Source organism: Ruminococcus sp. NATIVEDY161, assembly GCF_045819895.1.
Lineage (GTDB): Bacteria > Bacillota > Clostridia > Oscillospirales > Acutalibacteraceae > Ruminococcoides.
This window is the reverse complement of record NZ_CP162392.1, coordinates 237,696-252,756: the sequence shown is the minus strand read 5'-3', so window position 1 is coordinate 252,756 and position 15,061 is coordinate 237,696. Positions and strand designations below refer to the sequence as shown.

Genomic DNA, 15,061 nt, shown 5'->3' with positions numbered 1-15,061 from the left:
TTCCATTATTGCCGTTAGGCAGAAAGGCAATTTTATGAAGAAAATCGGATTTATCGGCGCAGGCAATATGGCAACAGCCATAATCAAGGGCTTAATCGCTCAAAACGGCGACGGCTCATTCATTAATGTCTATGATTTGAGCGAAGAAAAGCTTGCCGAAATTTCAAAGCTCGGCGTTAATACTCTCAGCTCATCACAAAGCATTGTAAAAGACAGCGATATAATTGTTCTTGCTGTAAAGCCTCAAAACTATGCCGAGGTTCTCGACGAACTCAAAGAGGTTGTCAGCACCGACAAAACCTTTGTTTCAATCGCCGCAGGAATTTCAATAGCTTATGTTCAAAACGCGCTCGGCTGTAACTGTCCTGTTGTCAGGGTAATGCCCAACACACCGTTGCTCCTCAAAAAGGGCGCTTCCGCACTTTGTCCGTCGGACAACATCAGCGAGGACGACAAGCAGATTGTCTACGATATGTTTGCCGGAAGCGGTGTTTGCGAGTACATCACAGAGGAGCATATGAACGAGATTATTGCCGTTAACGGCAGCAGTCCTGCTTATATTTATATGTTCGCACAGGCTATGGCTGATTACGCCGTAAGCGTAGGTATTGACTACGATAAGGCTCTTAATCTCATTTGCGCAACCCTGGAAGGCTCAGCCGCTATGCTCAGAGAAAGCGGCGACACTCCTGATGTTCTCATTCAAAAGGTAAGCTCCAAGGGCGGCACGACAATCGAAGCTCTTAATGTTCTAAGAGAACAGGGATTTTCGGCTTCTGTAAAGGACGCGATGAAAGCCTGCACAAAGAGGGCAGAGGAGCTCGGAAAGTAATAATCGTAAAGACGTTTGCATATTCTTTAACGGACAAACTGTTAAAGAGAGGAACGTTTTATGAAAGGAATTGTATTATCATTTAGCAGACCTAAGAGGTTCACGGGGCTTAACCGCAAAATTTCCGTGCCCGATTTCAGGTACATAATCAAACGCTACGGCGTAAAACTGCTCTTTACCCTTATGATTTTGCTCGGAATGATTTTAGGAGCGCTTTATGCGCGTTCGGCTCAGAGCGAAGCCCTCAATTTGCTCGATTTTCTGTTTACTACGAACCTCAAGGCAAGGCTCTCGCAAAGTGCAATCGGCACCTTCTGCGCCTGCTTTGCGTCGGACTTTATATTTTTAATCAGCATTTATCTGTTCGGTACAGCGCCGTGGGGCTTGCCGTTTCAGTTTGCGGCGGTAATGTTCAAGGGCTTCGGCACGGGAATTACCGCGGCGTACCTTTTTATAACCCACGGCTTAAGCGGAGCCGGATTTTATCTGCTCGTGCTGTTACCGGGAACTTTTTTGTTCTGTATCGCACTTGCAGCCTTTTCCTCTTATGCGTTTGAATTTTCCAAGCGGATGTTTTTATTAACAGTTGGAAAGAGCGCTCCGCTGTCATCCTTAAGGGAAGGATTTTTGCACCTAAGCTCAAAGCTGCTCACGGCAATGATATTTACATTTGCTTCGGCACTTTTAGACACGCTTTTGTGGTCGCTTTTTGCAGGTGCGTTTAAGTTTTAAATGAAGGATTGAGGACGATATGGCGTCAAAAAGCTCTACATTTCCGCTAACGATTGTGTTTACCAATCTGTTTAAGGGATTTCCCAAGCTGTTGCTGACCAATGTAATATTTGCGGTACCGTTTGCGGTGTTTTTCGGTATATTTTATGCGATAAACACTCTTTCGGGATTAAACTCAAATTTCATACTGCTCTTAACCATAATACCGCTGTTTCCGTTTTACTCGGGAGTGGTACAGGTCAGCGCACATATTTCCCAAGGCAGACTTGACGTCAGCGTTTTCCAAAATTTTGTTGCCGCGGTAAAGGATAATTTTCTCAGGTTTTTCATTCACGGAATTGTCGCTTATCTGGCTGTGTTTTTCAGCTACTGGTCAATTTCTCTTTACGCAAGGCTCGGCGGACAAAACTGGATATTCTTTGTACTTTTGGCAATAAGTATTATTATAGCGGTATTTTTCCTGTTTATGTTCTTCTATATTCCGTCGATGACGGTTACGTTTGACATCTCAATGAAGAACATTTACAAAAACAGCTTTTTAATGAGCTTCGGTGAGTTAAAGCATAATATAATCGCTGTTTTCGGACTTGTACTTCTCTTTGCGATTTGCACAACGGTTGTAATCTGCTGTTCGGCTTCCGCGGTTGCGATTATGATAGCCACAATTTTCTTGGCACTCTTCATAATTCCCTCGGTTGCGGCGTTTATTATCAACTCTGCCGTATATAAGAGAATGTACGTTATGATTGTCGATAACTCCGCTCAGAGCAGAAACGTTGACAAAAAGATGAGCGAAAAGCGCAGCGAGCTTGCCGACAGAAAGAATAAAAACAAGCCTGTTACTCCGGACATTGAGGAGCTTAAAAAGCTCGAAATCGACGAGTCTGCCGATATGGAGGAGTACATCTACTTTAACGGAAGAATGATGAAGCGCAAAACCGTTCTTAAGCTTAAGCAGGAAGCGCTTGAAAATGATAAGGAGAAAAAGTAAAATGGCAGTAAAACACAGTAAAAATGAAAAAAAGTCAAAAGCTCCGGTAATTATTATAATTGTTGTCGCTCTTATCGCGGTAATCGCCGCGGTATTTGCAGTGCTGTACTTCAACGGCGCTTTTGGTTCTAAGGATAATAAATCTCAGGAAAATACAACTCCCACCGCAAGCGCTGTTCCGTATACTACCGCGCAGGCTATGCACGGTCAGGATCAGACCTCCGCTCAAAGCTCAGAGCAGAGTTCCGCGCAGGAGCAGACGAATGTTGTGGTTGTTCCGACCGAAGCAGAGGGTGATGTCACTCACTTTAACGCGACATTTATCCCCAACGGCAAGGTTATTGATACCGTATCGGGCAACAAAACCTCTCTTAAAGAGGTTTTCGGCACAGGTTACAATACCGCGGGTGTACTCACCTTTAACAACGACGGCACATTCTCGGATACTGTTTCTTCCAACGAGCCTGCAACCGGCGGCTATGCTGTTCAAAATCAAAAAATCTCCGCAACCTACTCAAACGACAAAAATATGGATATCACCGTAACAGAGTGGGACGGCAATACTCCTGTAAGCTTCTACGTTGTTTACGCGGATTATCAGGTTTATTTCGGTTAAGCTATGAGTAAAAAAGGTAAAAAAATAACTCCCGACCAAATGGCCGAGAGACAAAAAATCAAAAGTAAAAAGAGAAAAGTCAGGACAATCGTTGTTCTTGTTATCGTTGCAGCGGTTATCGCCTGCACAGTCACTGCCGTTATTCTGATAAATCAGCATAACAAGGCTGCAAACCAGCTTTACGACACAAGGTGGGTACCTGTCTCCGCAAAAAACGCCAGTGAGGATGAGGTTGAGCTTGCAGAGGTTTACAACGTAAAATACACCAACTACCAGGGACACCTGACCTTTGACAAGGAAGGAACCTTCCAGCTTTGGATGAGCCCCGGCTTGCCCGAGGATGGCACTCACTCCGGTACGTTCGAGCTTGACGGCGACACAATCAAAGCGACCTTTGACGAGGGAACTAAGACTGAGTTTTATATTCAGCGCGAGGATGGCTTGATTAAGACAATCAAGCTCGGCTACGATGAATACACCGTTTACTTCGGCGCAAGCGCCAATAACAATCAATAAATTATGCCCTTCGGTTTTCCGGAGGGTTTTTATTTAGCAGGACAGGGGTGCCAAACGTCAGCCAGCCTGCTCAACCTTTACATACCAGCGCCGTTCGTCATAATATAGATACCTGATTTTGCCTAAAATCACGCAGGTGAATTTAATTTCTCTTGTACGATTATCGAGCAGTTTTTTGTACCTTATGTCAATAACCTTGCTGATAGGGTAGATGTGCTCCGCGTCCCAAGTGATAAACTCGGGTACGATATTTCCGCCTTCCTCAAATGTCGCTCGTACGCTTACAAACCTTTTCATAATACACCTCAAAACATCACAAACAAACGTTTGATTATATTATAGAACAACCGTTCTAATTTGTCAACTGCCAATATTTTGTTATTTACAGTATAAAACACTGTATATTGATTACATCTATGTAATTCTCATTTACAAAATCAATATCTTGTGGTAGAATTGAAAATGTAAAATTATGCAAACAAATATTTGAAATTTACGGAGGCTCACTATGGAAGCATACAAAAAGGAATTTATTGAATTTATGGTGGACTGTCAGGTCCTCAAGTTTGGCGATTTTGTAACCAAGAGCGGCAGAAACACACCGTTCTTTGTAAACACAGGCTTTTACAGAACAGGCGCTCAGCTCCGCAGACTCGGCGCGTATTATGCCGAGGCGATTAAAAACAGCTTTGGGCTCGATTTTGACGTGTTGTTCGGACCTGCATACAAGGGAATTCCGCTTTCGGTTGCCGCAACAATCGCAATCAGCGAAAAGTACGATACCGACATCCGCTACTGCTCAAATCGCAAAGAGGTTAAGGATCACGGCGACAAGGGCATTTTGCTCGGAAGCCCGATAAACGACGGCGACAAGGTTGTTATCATCGAGGACGTTACCACAGCAGGCACATCAATCGAGGAAACCCTGCCGATTATCAAGGCTCAGGGCAATGTTAACCCCGTAGGACTTGTCGTTTCAGTTGACAGAATGGAGCGCGGTCAGGGTGAAAAGAGCGCTCTTGCCGAGATTGAGGAAAAGTACGGTCTTAAAACAACCGCGATTGTAACAATGGAAGAGGTTGTTGAGCACCTGTATAATAAGGAATATAACGGCAAGGTTATTATTGACGACAAGCTTAAAGAGGCAATCGACGCATACTACGAAAAATACGGAGTAAAATAAACCGCGGTTTTGGAGGTTTGTTATGTCATCGGATTCATCAGTCCATAAAGGGCACAGAAAAACGCTTAAGAAAAAGTTTATAGAAAACGGACTTGATGTATTTGAGCCCCACGAGGCGCTCGAGCTTTACTTGTACTACGCAATTCCGCGAAAAGATACCAATCCGCTTGCCCACAGACTTCTCGACAGATTCGTCACATTGGCAGGCGTTTGCGACGCGCCTATCGACGAGCTGACAGAGGAATTCGGCTTAACGGAAAACACAGCGGTTCTTTTGAAGCTTTTGCCCGAGATGGCAAGGCTCTATAATGAATCTAAACTATCAAACGACAATGTAATCGACCTTGACACAATAGGCGACTTAATAAAGTCAAAATTCATCGGCAGAACCGAGGAGGTTGTTGTCCTGCTGTTGGGCGACGCCAAGGGAAAGATTATTTTCTTTGACGTCGTAGCCAAAGGCTCGGTAAACTCCTCGGATATGCCTATAAGAAAGATTGTTGACCTTTCAATAAGGCACAACGCACGGCTTGCGTTTATCGCTCATAACCACCCGAGCGGAAACGCCCTGCCGTCAAAGAATGATTTGGCTACAACCGACGCGCTCAAAGCAACTCTTAACACCGTCGGAGTGCGACTTTTTGACCACTTTATTGTAACTGACGACGACTATGTATCATTAAGGGAAAGTGAATTGATTTAATATGGAATTCAAAATTCACTCAAAATACAAGCCTACCGGCGACCAGCCGGAAACAATACAAAAGCTGACCGACAGCATTTTATCGGGCAACAGAGAACAAACCCTGCTCGGCGTTACAGGCTCCGGTAAAACCTTTACAATGGCGAACATCATCGAGCGTGTTCAAAGACCTACGCTTGTTTTGGCTCACAACAAAACCCTCGCGGCACAGCTATGCAGTGAGTTCAAGGAGTTCTTTCCCGAAAACGCTGTCGAGTATTTTGTGTCGTATTACGACTACTACCAGCCCGAGGCTTATGTAGCTCAGACCGACACTTACATCGAAAAAGACAGCTCAATAAACGATGAGATTGACAAGCTGCGCCACAGCGCTACGCTTGCGCTTTCCGAGCGCAGAGATGTAATCATCGTCGCCTCGGTTTCGTGTATTTACAGCTTGGGCAACCCTATAGATTACCGCAATATGGTAATTTCACTCCGCCCGGGAATGGAAAAATCCCGTGACGACTTAATTAAAAAGCTTGTTGAGCTTCAGTACGAGCGCAACGACGTCAACTTTATCCGCAACAAGTTCAGGGTAAGGGGAGACGTGGTTGAAATTTTCCCTGCCGCTTCAAACGATTCAATAATCCGTGTAGAATTCTTCGGTGACGAGGTTGACAGAATTTCCGAGATTAATCCGCTGACAGGCGAGTTAAAGGCGGTACTGCGCCACGCGGCAATTTATCCTGCTTCGCATTATATCGTTTCACGCGATAAAATGCAGACCGCGCTTGATGAGATCGAGCGAGAGCTCGAGGAACGCCTTGAATATTTTAGAGAAAACGGCAAGCTCCTTGAAGCCCAGCGAATTGAACAGCGCACGCGCTACGATATGGAAATGCTCAGCGAAATCGGCTTTTGCACAGGCATCGAGAATTACTCACGTATTTTATCGGGCAGAGCTCCCGGTTCGTCGCCGTACACACTGCTCGACTATTTCCCTAAAGATTTTCTGCTTTTTGTCGACGAATCCCACGTTACGCTTCCGCAGGTCAGGGGAATGTTCGCAGGCGACTACGCGCGCAAAAAGAGCCTTATCGACTACGGCTTCCGTCTGCCCTCGGCGCTTGATAATAGACCGCTCAACTTCGACGAATTCTACGAAAGAATTAATCAGGCGGTTTTCGTCAGCGCGACTCCGGGCGACTTTGAAACCGAAAAAAGCCAGCTAATCGCAGAGCAGATTATCAGACCTACAGGTTTGCTTGATCCTGAAATTTCAGTTAGACCGACTGAAGGTCAGCTTGACGACCTCGTGTCTGAGATAAATATAAGAACAGAGAAAAAACAGCGCACACTTGTCACAACCCTCACCAAGAAAATGGCGGAGGATTTGACCGCATACCTCGAAACTATGGGAATAAAAGTGCGCTATATGCACCACGATATCGACACCGTAGAGCGTATGGAGATTGTGCGCGATTTACGCCTGGGAGAATTCGACGTCCTCGTCGGAATAAACCTGCTCAGAGAAGGTCTCGATATCCCTGAGGTGTCGCTTGTTGCGGTGCTTGACGCCGACAAAGAGGGCTTTCTGCGCAGTACGCGCTCGCTTATTCAGATTACGGGACGCGCCGCGCGCAACAGTGACGGTATGGTTATTATGTACGCCGACAGCGTTACCGAGTCAATGCGCGTGTGTATTGAGGAAACCAACCGCAGGCGCGAGATTCAGCAAAAATATAACGAGGAACACGGTATTGTTCCGAAAACAATCGTTAAAAAGGTCAGCGAAATCCTTGAAATTTCCACTCACGACGACAGCGAGTTTAAGAATACAAAACGTCTCTCCAAGGCTCAGCGCCAGCAGCTTATTGACAGCCTGACCAAGGATATGAAGGCCGCCGCCAGACTGCTCGAATTTGAGCACGCGGCATACCTGCGCGATAAAATTAAGAAATTACGTGCTGAAAAGTAATTATAGGAAGGTATATGAATGGCTAGGAAAAAGACCATGGAATACGGAAACGACAGTATTACCACGCTAAAGGGTGCGGACAGAGTCCGCAAACGCCCTGCGGTAATTTTCGGTTCTGACGGAATCGACGGCTGTCAACATTCCGTATTCGAAATTCTTTCAAACTCAATTGACGAAGCGCGCGAAGGCTACGGTAAAAAAATCACCGTCACCAAGTTTTCCGACGGCTCGATTGAGGTTGAAGACCACGGACGCGGAATCCCTGTTGACTATAACGAAAAGGAAGAGCGCTTCAACTGGGAGCTCGTTTTCTGCGAGATGTACGCAGGCGGCAAGTACAACAATAACGAGGGCGAGAGCTATGAATTTTCGCTCGGTATGAACGGTTTAGGTCTGTGCTCAACCCAGTACAGCTCCGAGTATATGGATGTTGACATCCGCCGCGACGGCTACCGCTACACTCTGCATTTTGAAAAGGGCGAGAACGTCGGCGGATTAAAGAAAGAGCCGTACAGCAAAAAGGACACAGGCACAAAGATTACTTGGAAACCCGATTTAGAGGTATTTACCGACATAGCGATTCAGCCCGATTACTTCATCGACATTATGAAGCGTCAGGCAATCGTTAACGCAGGCGTTGAGTTTATATTCCGCAATCAAAACGGCAGAAGCTATGACACCACCTCTTTTTTGTACGCGAACGGCGTTGTCGACCACGTTGCCGAGGTGATAGGCGATGGAGGACTTACCTCTGTTCAGCACTGGCAGACCGAGGTTAAAACCCGTGACCGCGACGATAAGCCCGAGTATAAGTGCAAAATGGATATTGCCGTTGCGTTTTCAAATAAGGTTAACCTCACGGAATATTACCACAATTCAAGCTGGCTCGAGCACGGCGGAGCTCCAGATAAGGCGGTGAGGAACGCCTTTGTCTACCAGATTGACAACTACCTTAAAACAAACAATAAATACAACAAAACCGAAAGCAAGATTAAGTACGACGACGTCGAGGACTGCCTTGTTTGCGTAATTTCGTCCTTTTCAAGCGTTTCTTCTTACGAGAATCAGACTAAAAAGGCGGTTACAAACAAGGGTATTCAGGACGCTATGACGGCATTTTTGCGCCAGAGCCTTGAAATATATTTTATTGAAAATCCCATTGAGGCTGAAAAAATAGCGGAGCAGGTGCTTGTAAACAAGCGCAGCCGCGAAAATGCCGAGAAAACAAGGCTTAATATTAAAAAGAAACTCTCGGGTAATCTTGATATTACCAACAGAGTAGCAAAGTTTGTTGACTGCCGCAGCAAGGATATTGAACAGCGCGAGCTGTTTATCGTGGAGGGTGACTCGGCTCTCGGCGCTTGTAAACAGGCTCGTGATCCTGATTTTCAGGCGATTATGCCAATCCGCGGTAAAATTCTCAACTGCCTTAAGGCTGACTACGACAAGATTTTCAAGAGCGAGATTATCACCGACTTGTTAAAGGTACTCGGCTGCGGAGTTGAGGTTAAATCAAAGGCTAACAAAAACCTTGCAACCTTTGATTTGGACGCGCTGCGTTGGAACAAGGTCATTCTCTGTACCGATGCCGACGTCGACGGCTTCCAAATTCGCACGCTTCTGCTCACCATGCTTTACCGCCTTACACCGACCTTGATTGAGGAAGGCAAGGTGTTTATTGCCGAGTCTCCGCTTTACGAAATCACATCTAAAAACGACGTTTATTTTGCGTATGACGAGTCCGAAAAGGACAAGTTTATTGAGCAAATCGGCAAGGAAAAGTTCACGGTTCAGCGAAGTAAAGGTCTCGGTGAAAACGAACCGGATATGATGAATCTAACCACAATGAATCCTTCAACCCGCAGGCTTATCAAGGTTATGCCCGATGACGCGGAGCAGACCGCTCAGATTTTTGATATTCTGCTTGGCGATAATTTGCAGGGACGTAAGGATTACATTGTTGAGCACGGCAACGAATACATCGACAACCTCGATGTAAGCTAAGGAGGTGGAACAATGGCTCCGAGAAAGAAAAGCACAAAAAAATCACAGCCTGCAAAAACTCACGGCGTAATCAACGGCGCGGGTGATATTGTCGAGCAGCCGATAGTTTCCACCATCCGTGAAAACTATATGCCCTACGCCATGAGCGTAATTTTATCGCGAGCAATCCCCGAGATTGACGGCTTTAAGCCCTCTCACCGCAAGCTGCTATACACAATGTATAAGATGGGGCTGCTCACAGGCTCGCGCACAAAGTCGGCAAATATCGTCGGCGCGACAATGAAGCTCAACCCTCACGGCGACTCCGCAATTTACGATACAATGGTAAGACTTTCGCGCGGATATGAGGCGTTGCTTCATCCGTATGTCGATTCAAAGGGTAACTTCGGTAAGTTTTACAGTCGTGATATGGCTTGGGCTGCTTCGCGTTATACCGAAGCAAAGTTAGCGCCTATCTGCAACGAGCTGTTCAGGGATATCGACAAGGACACAGTTGATTTTGTAGATAACTACGACAACACAATGAAAGAACCGTCGCTTTTGCCGACAGTTTTTCCGTCGGTGCTTGTTAACGCGAATACAGGTATCGCGGTAGGTATGGCTTCAAACATCTGCTCATTTAACCTTAAAGAGATTTGCGAAACAACCGCCGCGCTTATCCGCGACCCGAACCACGATATTAAATCGACTCTGCCTGCGCCTGATTTTATCGGCGGCTGTCAAATAATATACGATGAAAAAGTAATAAATCAGGTGTACGAAACAGGCAGGGGAAGCATTAAGCTCCGCGCAAAGTACGCCTATGATAAATCCGCAAACTGCATTGATGTGCTGTCAATACCAAGCACCACAACCTGCGAGGTAATTATTGAAAAAATTATCGACCTCGTCAAGCAGGGCAAGGTCAAGGAAATCTCCGATATCCGCGACGAAACCGGTATTGACGGTCTTAAAATAACAATAGACCTCAAACGCGGAACCGATCCCGACAAGCTTATGGCAAAGCTGTTTAAGTTCACCACACTCGAGGATTCCTTCGCCTGCAACTTTAACGTTCTCATCGGCGGAGTTCCGATGGTACTCGGAGTAAAAGAGCTGCTCGAAGAATGGATTGCGTTCAGAATTGAGTGCGTTAAGCGCAGAACCTTCTACGACCGCACCAAAAAAGCTGACAAGCTACACCTCTTAAAAGGTCTTGAAAAAATCCTGCTCGATATTGACAAGGCGATTAAGATTATCCGCGAGACCGACGAGGAAATTGAGGTTGTACCAAACCTTATGATTGGCTTTGGTATTGACAAAACCCAGGCTGAATACGTCGCTGAAATCAAGCTCAGACACCTCAACCGCGAATACATCTTAAAGCGTACTCAGGATATTGAAAATCTCGAAAAAGAAATCGCAGAGCTCGACGATATTCTAAAGAGCAAGGCGAGAGTAAAGACGATTATTGTCAAGGAGCTCAAAGCAATTGCCGATAAATACGGTCAGCCGCGCCGCAGCCTGATTATCTACGAGGATACAGCGGTTTACGTTGAGGAAAAGGAAACCGTTGACGACTTTGCGTGCACGTTCTTCTTCACAAAAGAGGGCTATTTTAAGAAGATTAAGCCCTTGTCGCTTAGAATGGGAAGTAATCAAAAGCTGAAGGACGGCGACGAAATTATCCAGACCATTGAGCTTTCAAACGACTGTGACTTGCTGTTCTTCAGTGATAAAGCTCAGGTTTATAAGGCGAAGGCTAACGACTTTAGTGATACCAAGGCAAGCGCTTTGGGCGATTACGTAGCCGCCAAGCTTGGAATGGACGAGGGAGAAAACGCAGTTTATATGGTTGCTACAAAGGACTACAAAGGCATTATGCTCTTCGGCTTTGAAAACGGCAAGCTTGCAAAAATTCCGCTTGAATCCTATGCAACTAAAACAAACCGCAAAAAGCTGACAAACGCTTATTCCGACAAATCAAGACTTGCCACAGCAATGTTTATTGATGAGGATAAGGATATTCTGTTAAAGGCTTCATCGGGAAGAATGTTGCTTGTTCACACAGGAGCTCTCGCTCTTAAAACCACAAGGTCAACTCAGGGCGTAGCTGTTATGAAGCTCAAAAAAGGCCATACACTCTTTGAAATTACAGAATACAAAGAGGGAATGTTCAAAAAGCCTCAGCGCTACCGCACACGTTCACTGCCTGCGCTCGGAGCAATGCCGTCAAGCGACGACAGTATGGACGAACAGCTTTCTCTTATATAAAATATAATTTATTTGTAAAAATTTAAAAAATCCCTTGAAAAATGGATTATATTATGTTAATATGTATAAGTTGAATGATAATTTTTAGCGGTATTCGCAAAATGAAAGGAAGATAAATATGAATGCTTTGGGTATCGTACTCGGTATTGTACTCGCTTTAGTTTCAATCGCAATTATTGTTGTTATTATTTTACAGGAAGGTAACCAGCAGGGCATCGGCGTTGTTACAGGTGCCGCAGATTCATACTTCTCCAAGAACAAGGCTCGCTCAATCGACGCGTTCCTCTCACGTTGGACAAAGGTATTTGCTGCTGTATTTGTTCTTTTTGTAATTGCCCTCAACGTGCTTTCTTACTACAATCTTCTGTAATATAACATAACAAAAACATCTAACGCATATAATAGACTGTCGGTATCGGCAGCCTATTTTTATTTTGCGGAGATGTTTATATGCCTTGGTGGGGAGTTGTATTTATTTTATCGGGATGTCTTATCCTTTTCGGAGCGCTTCACTTTTTCTCGGGGAAAAAGCATCCTTTCAAAAGAGCGCTTCTGTCGATGGTAATAGGAGCGTTAACGCTGATAGCCGTTAACCTCAGCTCAGGCTTTACAAATGTTTACATACCGGTCAGCCTTTTATCCGTACTTGTTTCGGTAATCGGCGGCGTGCCCGGAGTAACGCTAATGCTTGTGCTTAATATTTTCTTTTAAAAAGAAAACTGTCACCCCACCGGATGACAGTTTTTGTATTATAAATCATTAAACTCCGTGGTCGAGATTTTCCCAACCGCTGTTTTCGTAACGCACAAGGATATAATCTTCTTTTTTCTCAGTGCTATCCTTATCCGTATAACTCACGTCAAATTGCACTATGTCCTTAATGCTTCCTGCTCTGTCGGGATCTAAATACCTAAAAAGATTATTCTCGCGTTCCTTTTCGTTAGCGTCATCATTATAGCTGATATAGTTAAGCGTACAGCCGTCATAATTCATCATAAAATAAGTCTTGGTTATGTTTGCGGCGGTGGTAAGCTCCTTTTCGCTATACCTTTGCGAGGGCGTCAGCATAATATTTGCTTTGGTAACATTTCCGCAGCCGCAAATGGTTATCATAATTATAACGGCAAAAATAAACGCGATTAGTTTTTTCATAAAATATCCTTTATCAGTCAATCTGTCCGTAAACCTCTTCGAGCGCCTCGCCGACGCTCTCTCTGTCCTTTGTCATTAGCGCGAGCATTGACTTATACACGGTGGATGGGTAGCTTAAAAAGCTCTTTTTAATAATCTCCGCCTGATCAATATCAGGCGCGTACAGCGTAAAGCTGAGCAAATCAACGTCACCGCCTGAAACAGTACACTTTACATTAAAGCCGTTTTCGGTCTTTTCAATATCGACAAAATTCTCCCTTGCGGTCTTTTTATCGGCAAGCAGCTTAATCGCACATTTTAGTGCTTTGTCCTTTACCGAATAAGCAACGGTAGAGTCAAGCTGCATGGCAATCATCCTGCCGTTTTCGCTGAGAGTATAGGTCTGCTCACCGTCAACGCTGTCCGCTTCAACCAAGCTCTTATCCGAAACAAGCTCGTCAAAAGCCGCGCTTACCTCAAAAAAGTTCGCAAGCTCGTCCTCTCTTATAGCTTCAATCACCAAATCTCTGCTCATATTTTCTTTTACAGAATAATAGAGATAACAAATCAAGGTTTTTATCTCATATTTACTTCTTAGTCCGCCGGGAGCAATTCCCTCGTCAAAGGTATTAAACAACATATAAATCACCTTCAAGCTTAAATATATAAGCTATTATAGCACATAATATTACAAAAGTGTAGTATAAACCGAAAATTATTTGACTGTTTATTTGCAATATGGTATTATTATGATAAATAAGGAAAGGAGCTGTGGTATGGAAAAGTATATGCCTTTTATTTGGATAGGATTTGCAATTGTAATGGCAATTTGCGAGGCTGCGACAACTCAGCTTGTATCCATTTGGTTTGTTGTCGGGGCGGTAGCGGCTGCGGTAACTACAATTTTCACTCCGAACATCTTTATTCAGCTCATTGTATTTTTGGCTTTTTCAGCCGTCGCCTTGTTAATAACAAGGCCGATTGCTAAAAGACTGAAAAACAAGACGAACACTGTCGGAACAAATGCCGACAGATTAATCGGAAAAACAGGCGTTGTAATTTCGGAGATTAAATCGAATTTGGACGTCGGACAGGTCAAGGTGATGGGGCAGAAGTGGAGCGCAAAATCCGACTACGCGCCTATTGCCGAGAACACAAAGGTAACAGTGCTTGCAATCGAGGGAGTAAAGCTGATTGTAAAGCCCGAAATTAAGGAGGATTAATTATGCCGATTGTTGGAATTATTATTTTTAGTATTATTGCTCTGATAATTTTAATCTTAATTGTCAGAAACATCAAGATTGTGCCCCAGGCTCACGCGTTTGTAATCGAGCGCCTCGGAGCATACCATACAACATGGGAGACAGGACTTCACCTTAAAGTTCCGTTTATCGACAGAATTTCAAGGAAGGTTTCTCTTAAAGAGCAGGTTGTGGATTTTCCTCCGCAGCCGGTTATCACACGCGATAACGTAACAATGCAGATTGATACCGTAGTTTACTTTGAAATTACCGATCCTAAGCTCTACACCTACGGCGTTGAACGTCCGCTCAGCGCGATTGAGAACCTCACCGCTACAACTCTGAGAAATATCATCGGTGATTTGGAGCTTGATAACACACTTACATCGCGCGATACAATCAACGACAAAATCAGAATTATTCTTGACGAAGCCACTGACGCTTGGGGAATAAGAGTAATCCGCGTTGAGCTCAAAAACATCCTTCCTCCGCGTGAAATTCAAGACGCAATGGAAAAGCAAATGAAGGCAGAGCGTGAGAGACGTGCTCGTATTCTTGACGCCGAGGGTGAAAAGCGCAGTCAAATCCTCGTTGCCGAGGGCTTGAAGGAATCTGCTATTCTCAAGGCAGACGCCGTTAAGGAGCAGAAAATCCGCGAGGCGCAGGGTGAAGCCGAAGCGATTATGACTGTACAAAAGGCTAATGCCGACGCGCTTAAGATGCTCAACGAAGCCGCGCCTACCGATAAAATCATTCAGCTCAAAAGCCTTGAGGCGTTTGCAAAGGCTGCCGACGGACAGGCGACAAAGATTATCATTCCGTCCGACATTCAGGGACTTGCCGGCTCGGTTACTGCGATTAAAGAGATTTGGCAGGATAAAAAATAAATTTTAGGTGAT

17 protein-coding genes are annotated in these 15,061 nt (G+C 44.9%); 14 read left to right on the top strand and 3 right to left on the bottom strand.

All coding sequences use genetic code 11. The features are described 5' to 3' along the window. The first annotated feature begins 34 nt into the window (after window positions 1–34). From proC to AB1I50_RS01165, 5 genes are read left to right on the top strand one after another with little or no spacing between them, the layout of a single operon-like run. Window positions 35–832, top strand: a complete 798-nt coding sequence (proC, locus tag AB1I50_RS01185; protein ID WP_407724394.1) for a pyrroline-5-carboxylate reductase — start codon at window positions 35–37, stop codon at window positions 830–832. Window positions 833–892: 60 nt separating this feature from the next. After that, window positions 893–1,564, top strand: coding sequence for a stage II sporulation protein M (locus tag AB1I50_RS01180; RefSeq protein WP_407724393.1), 672 nt, complete (start codon window positions 893–895; stop codon window positions 1,562–1,564). 19 nt (window positions 1,565–1,583) lie between these two features. After that, entirely contained in the window at window positions 1,584–2,555 is a 972-nt protein-coding gene (locus AB1I50_RS01175; RefSeq protein ID WP_407724392.1) for a DUF624 domain-containing protein, read from the top strand. A 1-nt stretch (window position 2,556) separates the two neighbouring features. Further along, the gene (locus tag AB1I50_RS01170) at window positions 2,557–3,171 is read left to right on the top strand and encodes a hypothetical protein (protein ID WP_407724391.1); all 615 of its coding nucleotides are present in this window, start codon (window positions 2,557–2,559) and stop codon (window positions 3,169–3,171) included. 3 nt (window positions 3,172–3,174) lie between these two features. Next, the gene (locus tag AB1I50_RS01165; RefSeq protein ID WP_407724390.1) at window positions 3,175–3,687 is read left to right on the top strand and encodes a hypothetical protein; all 513 of its coding nucleotides are present in this window, start codon (window positions 3,175–3,177) and stop codon (window positions 3,685–3,687) included. 57 nt (window positions 3,688–3,744) lie between these two features. On the opposite strand, the gene AB1I50_RS01160 is transcribed toward AB1I50_RS01165, so the two are convergent. After that, complete coding sequence (locus tag AB1I50_RS01160) at window positions 3,745–3,984, bottom strand: hypothetical protein (RefSeq protein WP_407724389.1); 240 nt, start codon at window positions 3,982–3,984, stop codon at window positions 3,745–3,747. A 211-nt stretch (window positions 3,985–4,195) separates the two neighbouring features. Between AB1I50_RS01160 and pyrE the strand changes: the two genes are divergently transcribed. The 7 genes from pyrE to AB1I50_RS01125 all read left to right on the top strand — a co-directional run bounded on the left by pyrE (window position 4,196) and on the right by AB1I50_RS01125 (window position 12,501). Further along, the gene (pyrE, locus tag AB1I50_RS01155) at window positions 4,196–4,870 is read left to right on the top strand and encodes an orotate phosphoribosyltransferase (RefSeq protein WP_407724388.1); all 675 of its coding nucleotides are present in this window, start codon (window positions 4,196–4,198) and stop codon (window positions 4,868–4,870) included. A gap of 22 nt (window positions 4,871–4,892) precedes the next feature. After that, window positions 4,893–5,573, top strand: a complete 681-nt coding sequence (locus tag AB1I50_RS01150) for a JAB domain-containing protein (RefSeq protein ID WP_407724387.1) — start codon at window positions 4,893–4,895, stop codon at window positions 5,571–5,573. 1 nt (window position 5,574) lies between these two features. Continuing rightward, a complete protein-coding gene (uvrB, locus tag AB1I50_RS01145; protein WP_407724386.1) occupies window positions 5,575–7,533 on the top strand; it encodes an excinuclease ABC subunit UvrB in 1,959 nt (652 codons plus the stop codon). 18 nt (window positions 7,534–7,551) lie between these two features. After that, window positions 7,552–9,537 (top strand): DNA gyrase/topoisomerase IV subunit B, encoded by a 1,986-nt coding sequence (locus tag AB1I50_RS01140; RefSeq protein ID WP_407724385.1) that lies wholly within the window; start codon window positions 7,552–7,554, stop codon window positions 9,535–9,537. Window positions 9,538–9,549: 12 nt separating this feature from the next. Further along, window positions 9,550–11,790, top strand: coding sequence for a DNA gyrase subunit A (locus tag AB1I50_RS01135; RefSeq protein WP_407724384.1), 2,241 nt, complete (start codon window positions 9,550–9,552; stop codon window positions 11,788–11,790). 118 nt (window positions 11,791–11,908) lie between these two features. Beyond that, window positions 11,909–12,160 carry a preprotein translocase subunit SecG gene (secG, locus tag AB1I50_RS01130; protein WP_407724383.1) on the top strand — a complete coding sequence of 84 codons (252 nt, stop codon included), beginning with the start codon at window positions 11,909–11,911 and terminating at the stop codon, window positions 12,158–12,160. An 80-nt stretch (window positions 12,161–12,240) separates the two neighbouring features. Next, on the top strand, window positions 12,241–12,501 hold the full coding sequence (locus AB1I50_RS01125; RefSeq protein WP_407724382.1) for a pro-sigmaK processing inhibitor BofA family protein: 261 nt from the start codon (window positions 12,241–12,243) through the stop codon (window positions 12,499–12,501). Between the two features lie 48 nt (window positions 12,502–12,549). On the opposite strand, the gene AB1I50_RS01120 is transcribed toward AB1I50_RS01125, so the two are convergent. Together AB1I50_RS01120 and AB1I50_RS01115 are read right to left on the bottom strand one after the other, a co-directional pair. Next, window positions 12,550–12,942 carry a hypothetical protein gene (locus AB1I50_RS01120; RefSeq protein ID WP_407724381.1) on the bottom strand — a complete coding sequence of 131 codons (393 nt, stop codon included), beginning with the start codon at window positions 12,940–12,942 and terminating at the stop codon, window positions 12,550–12,552. 13 nt (window positions 12,943–12,955) lie between these two features. Then, window positions 12,956–13,561 carry a DUF4364 family protein gene (locus AB1I50_RS01115; RefSeq protein ID WP_407724380.1) on the bottom strand — a complete coding sequence of 202 codons (606 nt, stop codon included), beginning with the start codon at window positions 13,559–13,561 and terminating at the stop codon, window positions 12,956–12,958. A gap of 136 nt (window positions 13,562–13,697) precedes the next feature. On the opposite strand from AB1I50_RS01115, the gene AB1I50_RS01110 reads away from it, so the two are divergent. Together AB1I50_RS01110 and AB1I50_RS01105 are read left to right on the top strand one after the other, a co-directional pair. Then, on the top strand, window positions 13,698–14,144 hold the full coding sequence (locus AB1I50_RS01110) for an NfeD family protein (protein ID WP_407724379.1): 447 nt from the start codon (window positions 13,698–13,700) through the stop codon (window positions 14,142–14,144). A gap of 2 nt (window positions 14,145–14,146) precedes the next feature. Next, on the top strand, window positions 14,147–15,049 hold the full coding sequence (locus tag AB1I50_RS01105; protein ID WP_407724378.1) for an SPFH domain-containing protein: 903 nt from the start codon (window positions 14,147–14,149) through the stop codon (window positions 15,047–15,049). Window positions 15,050–15,061: the final 12 nt, after the last annotated feature.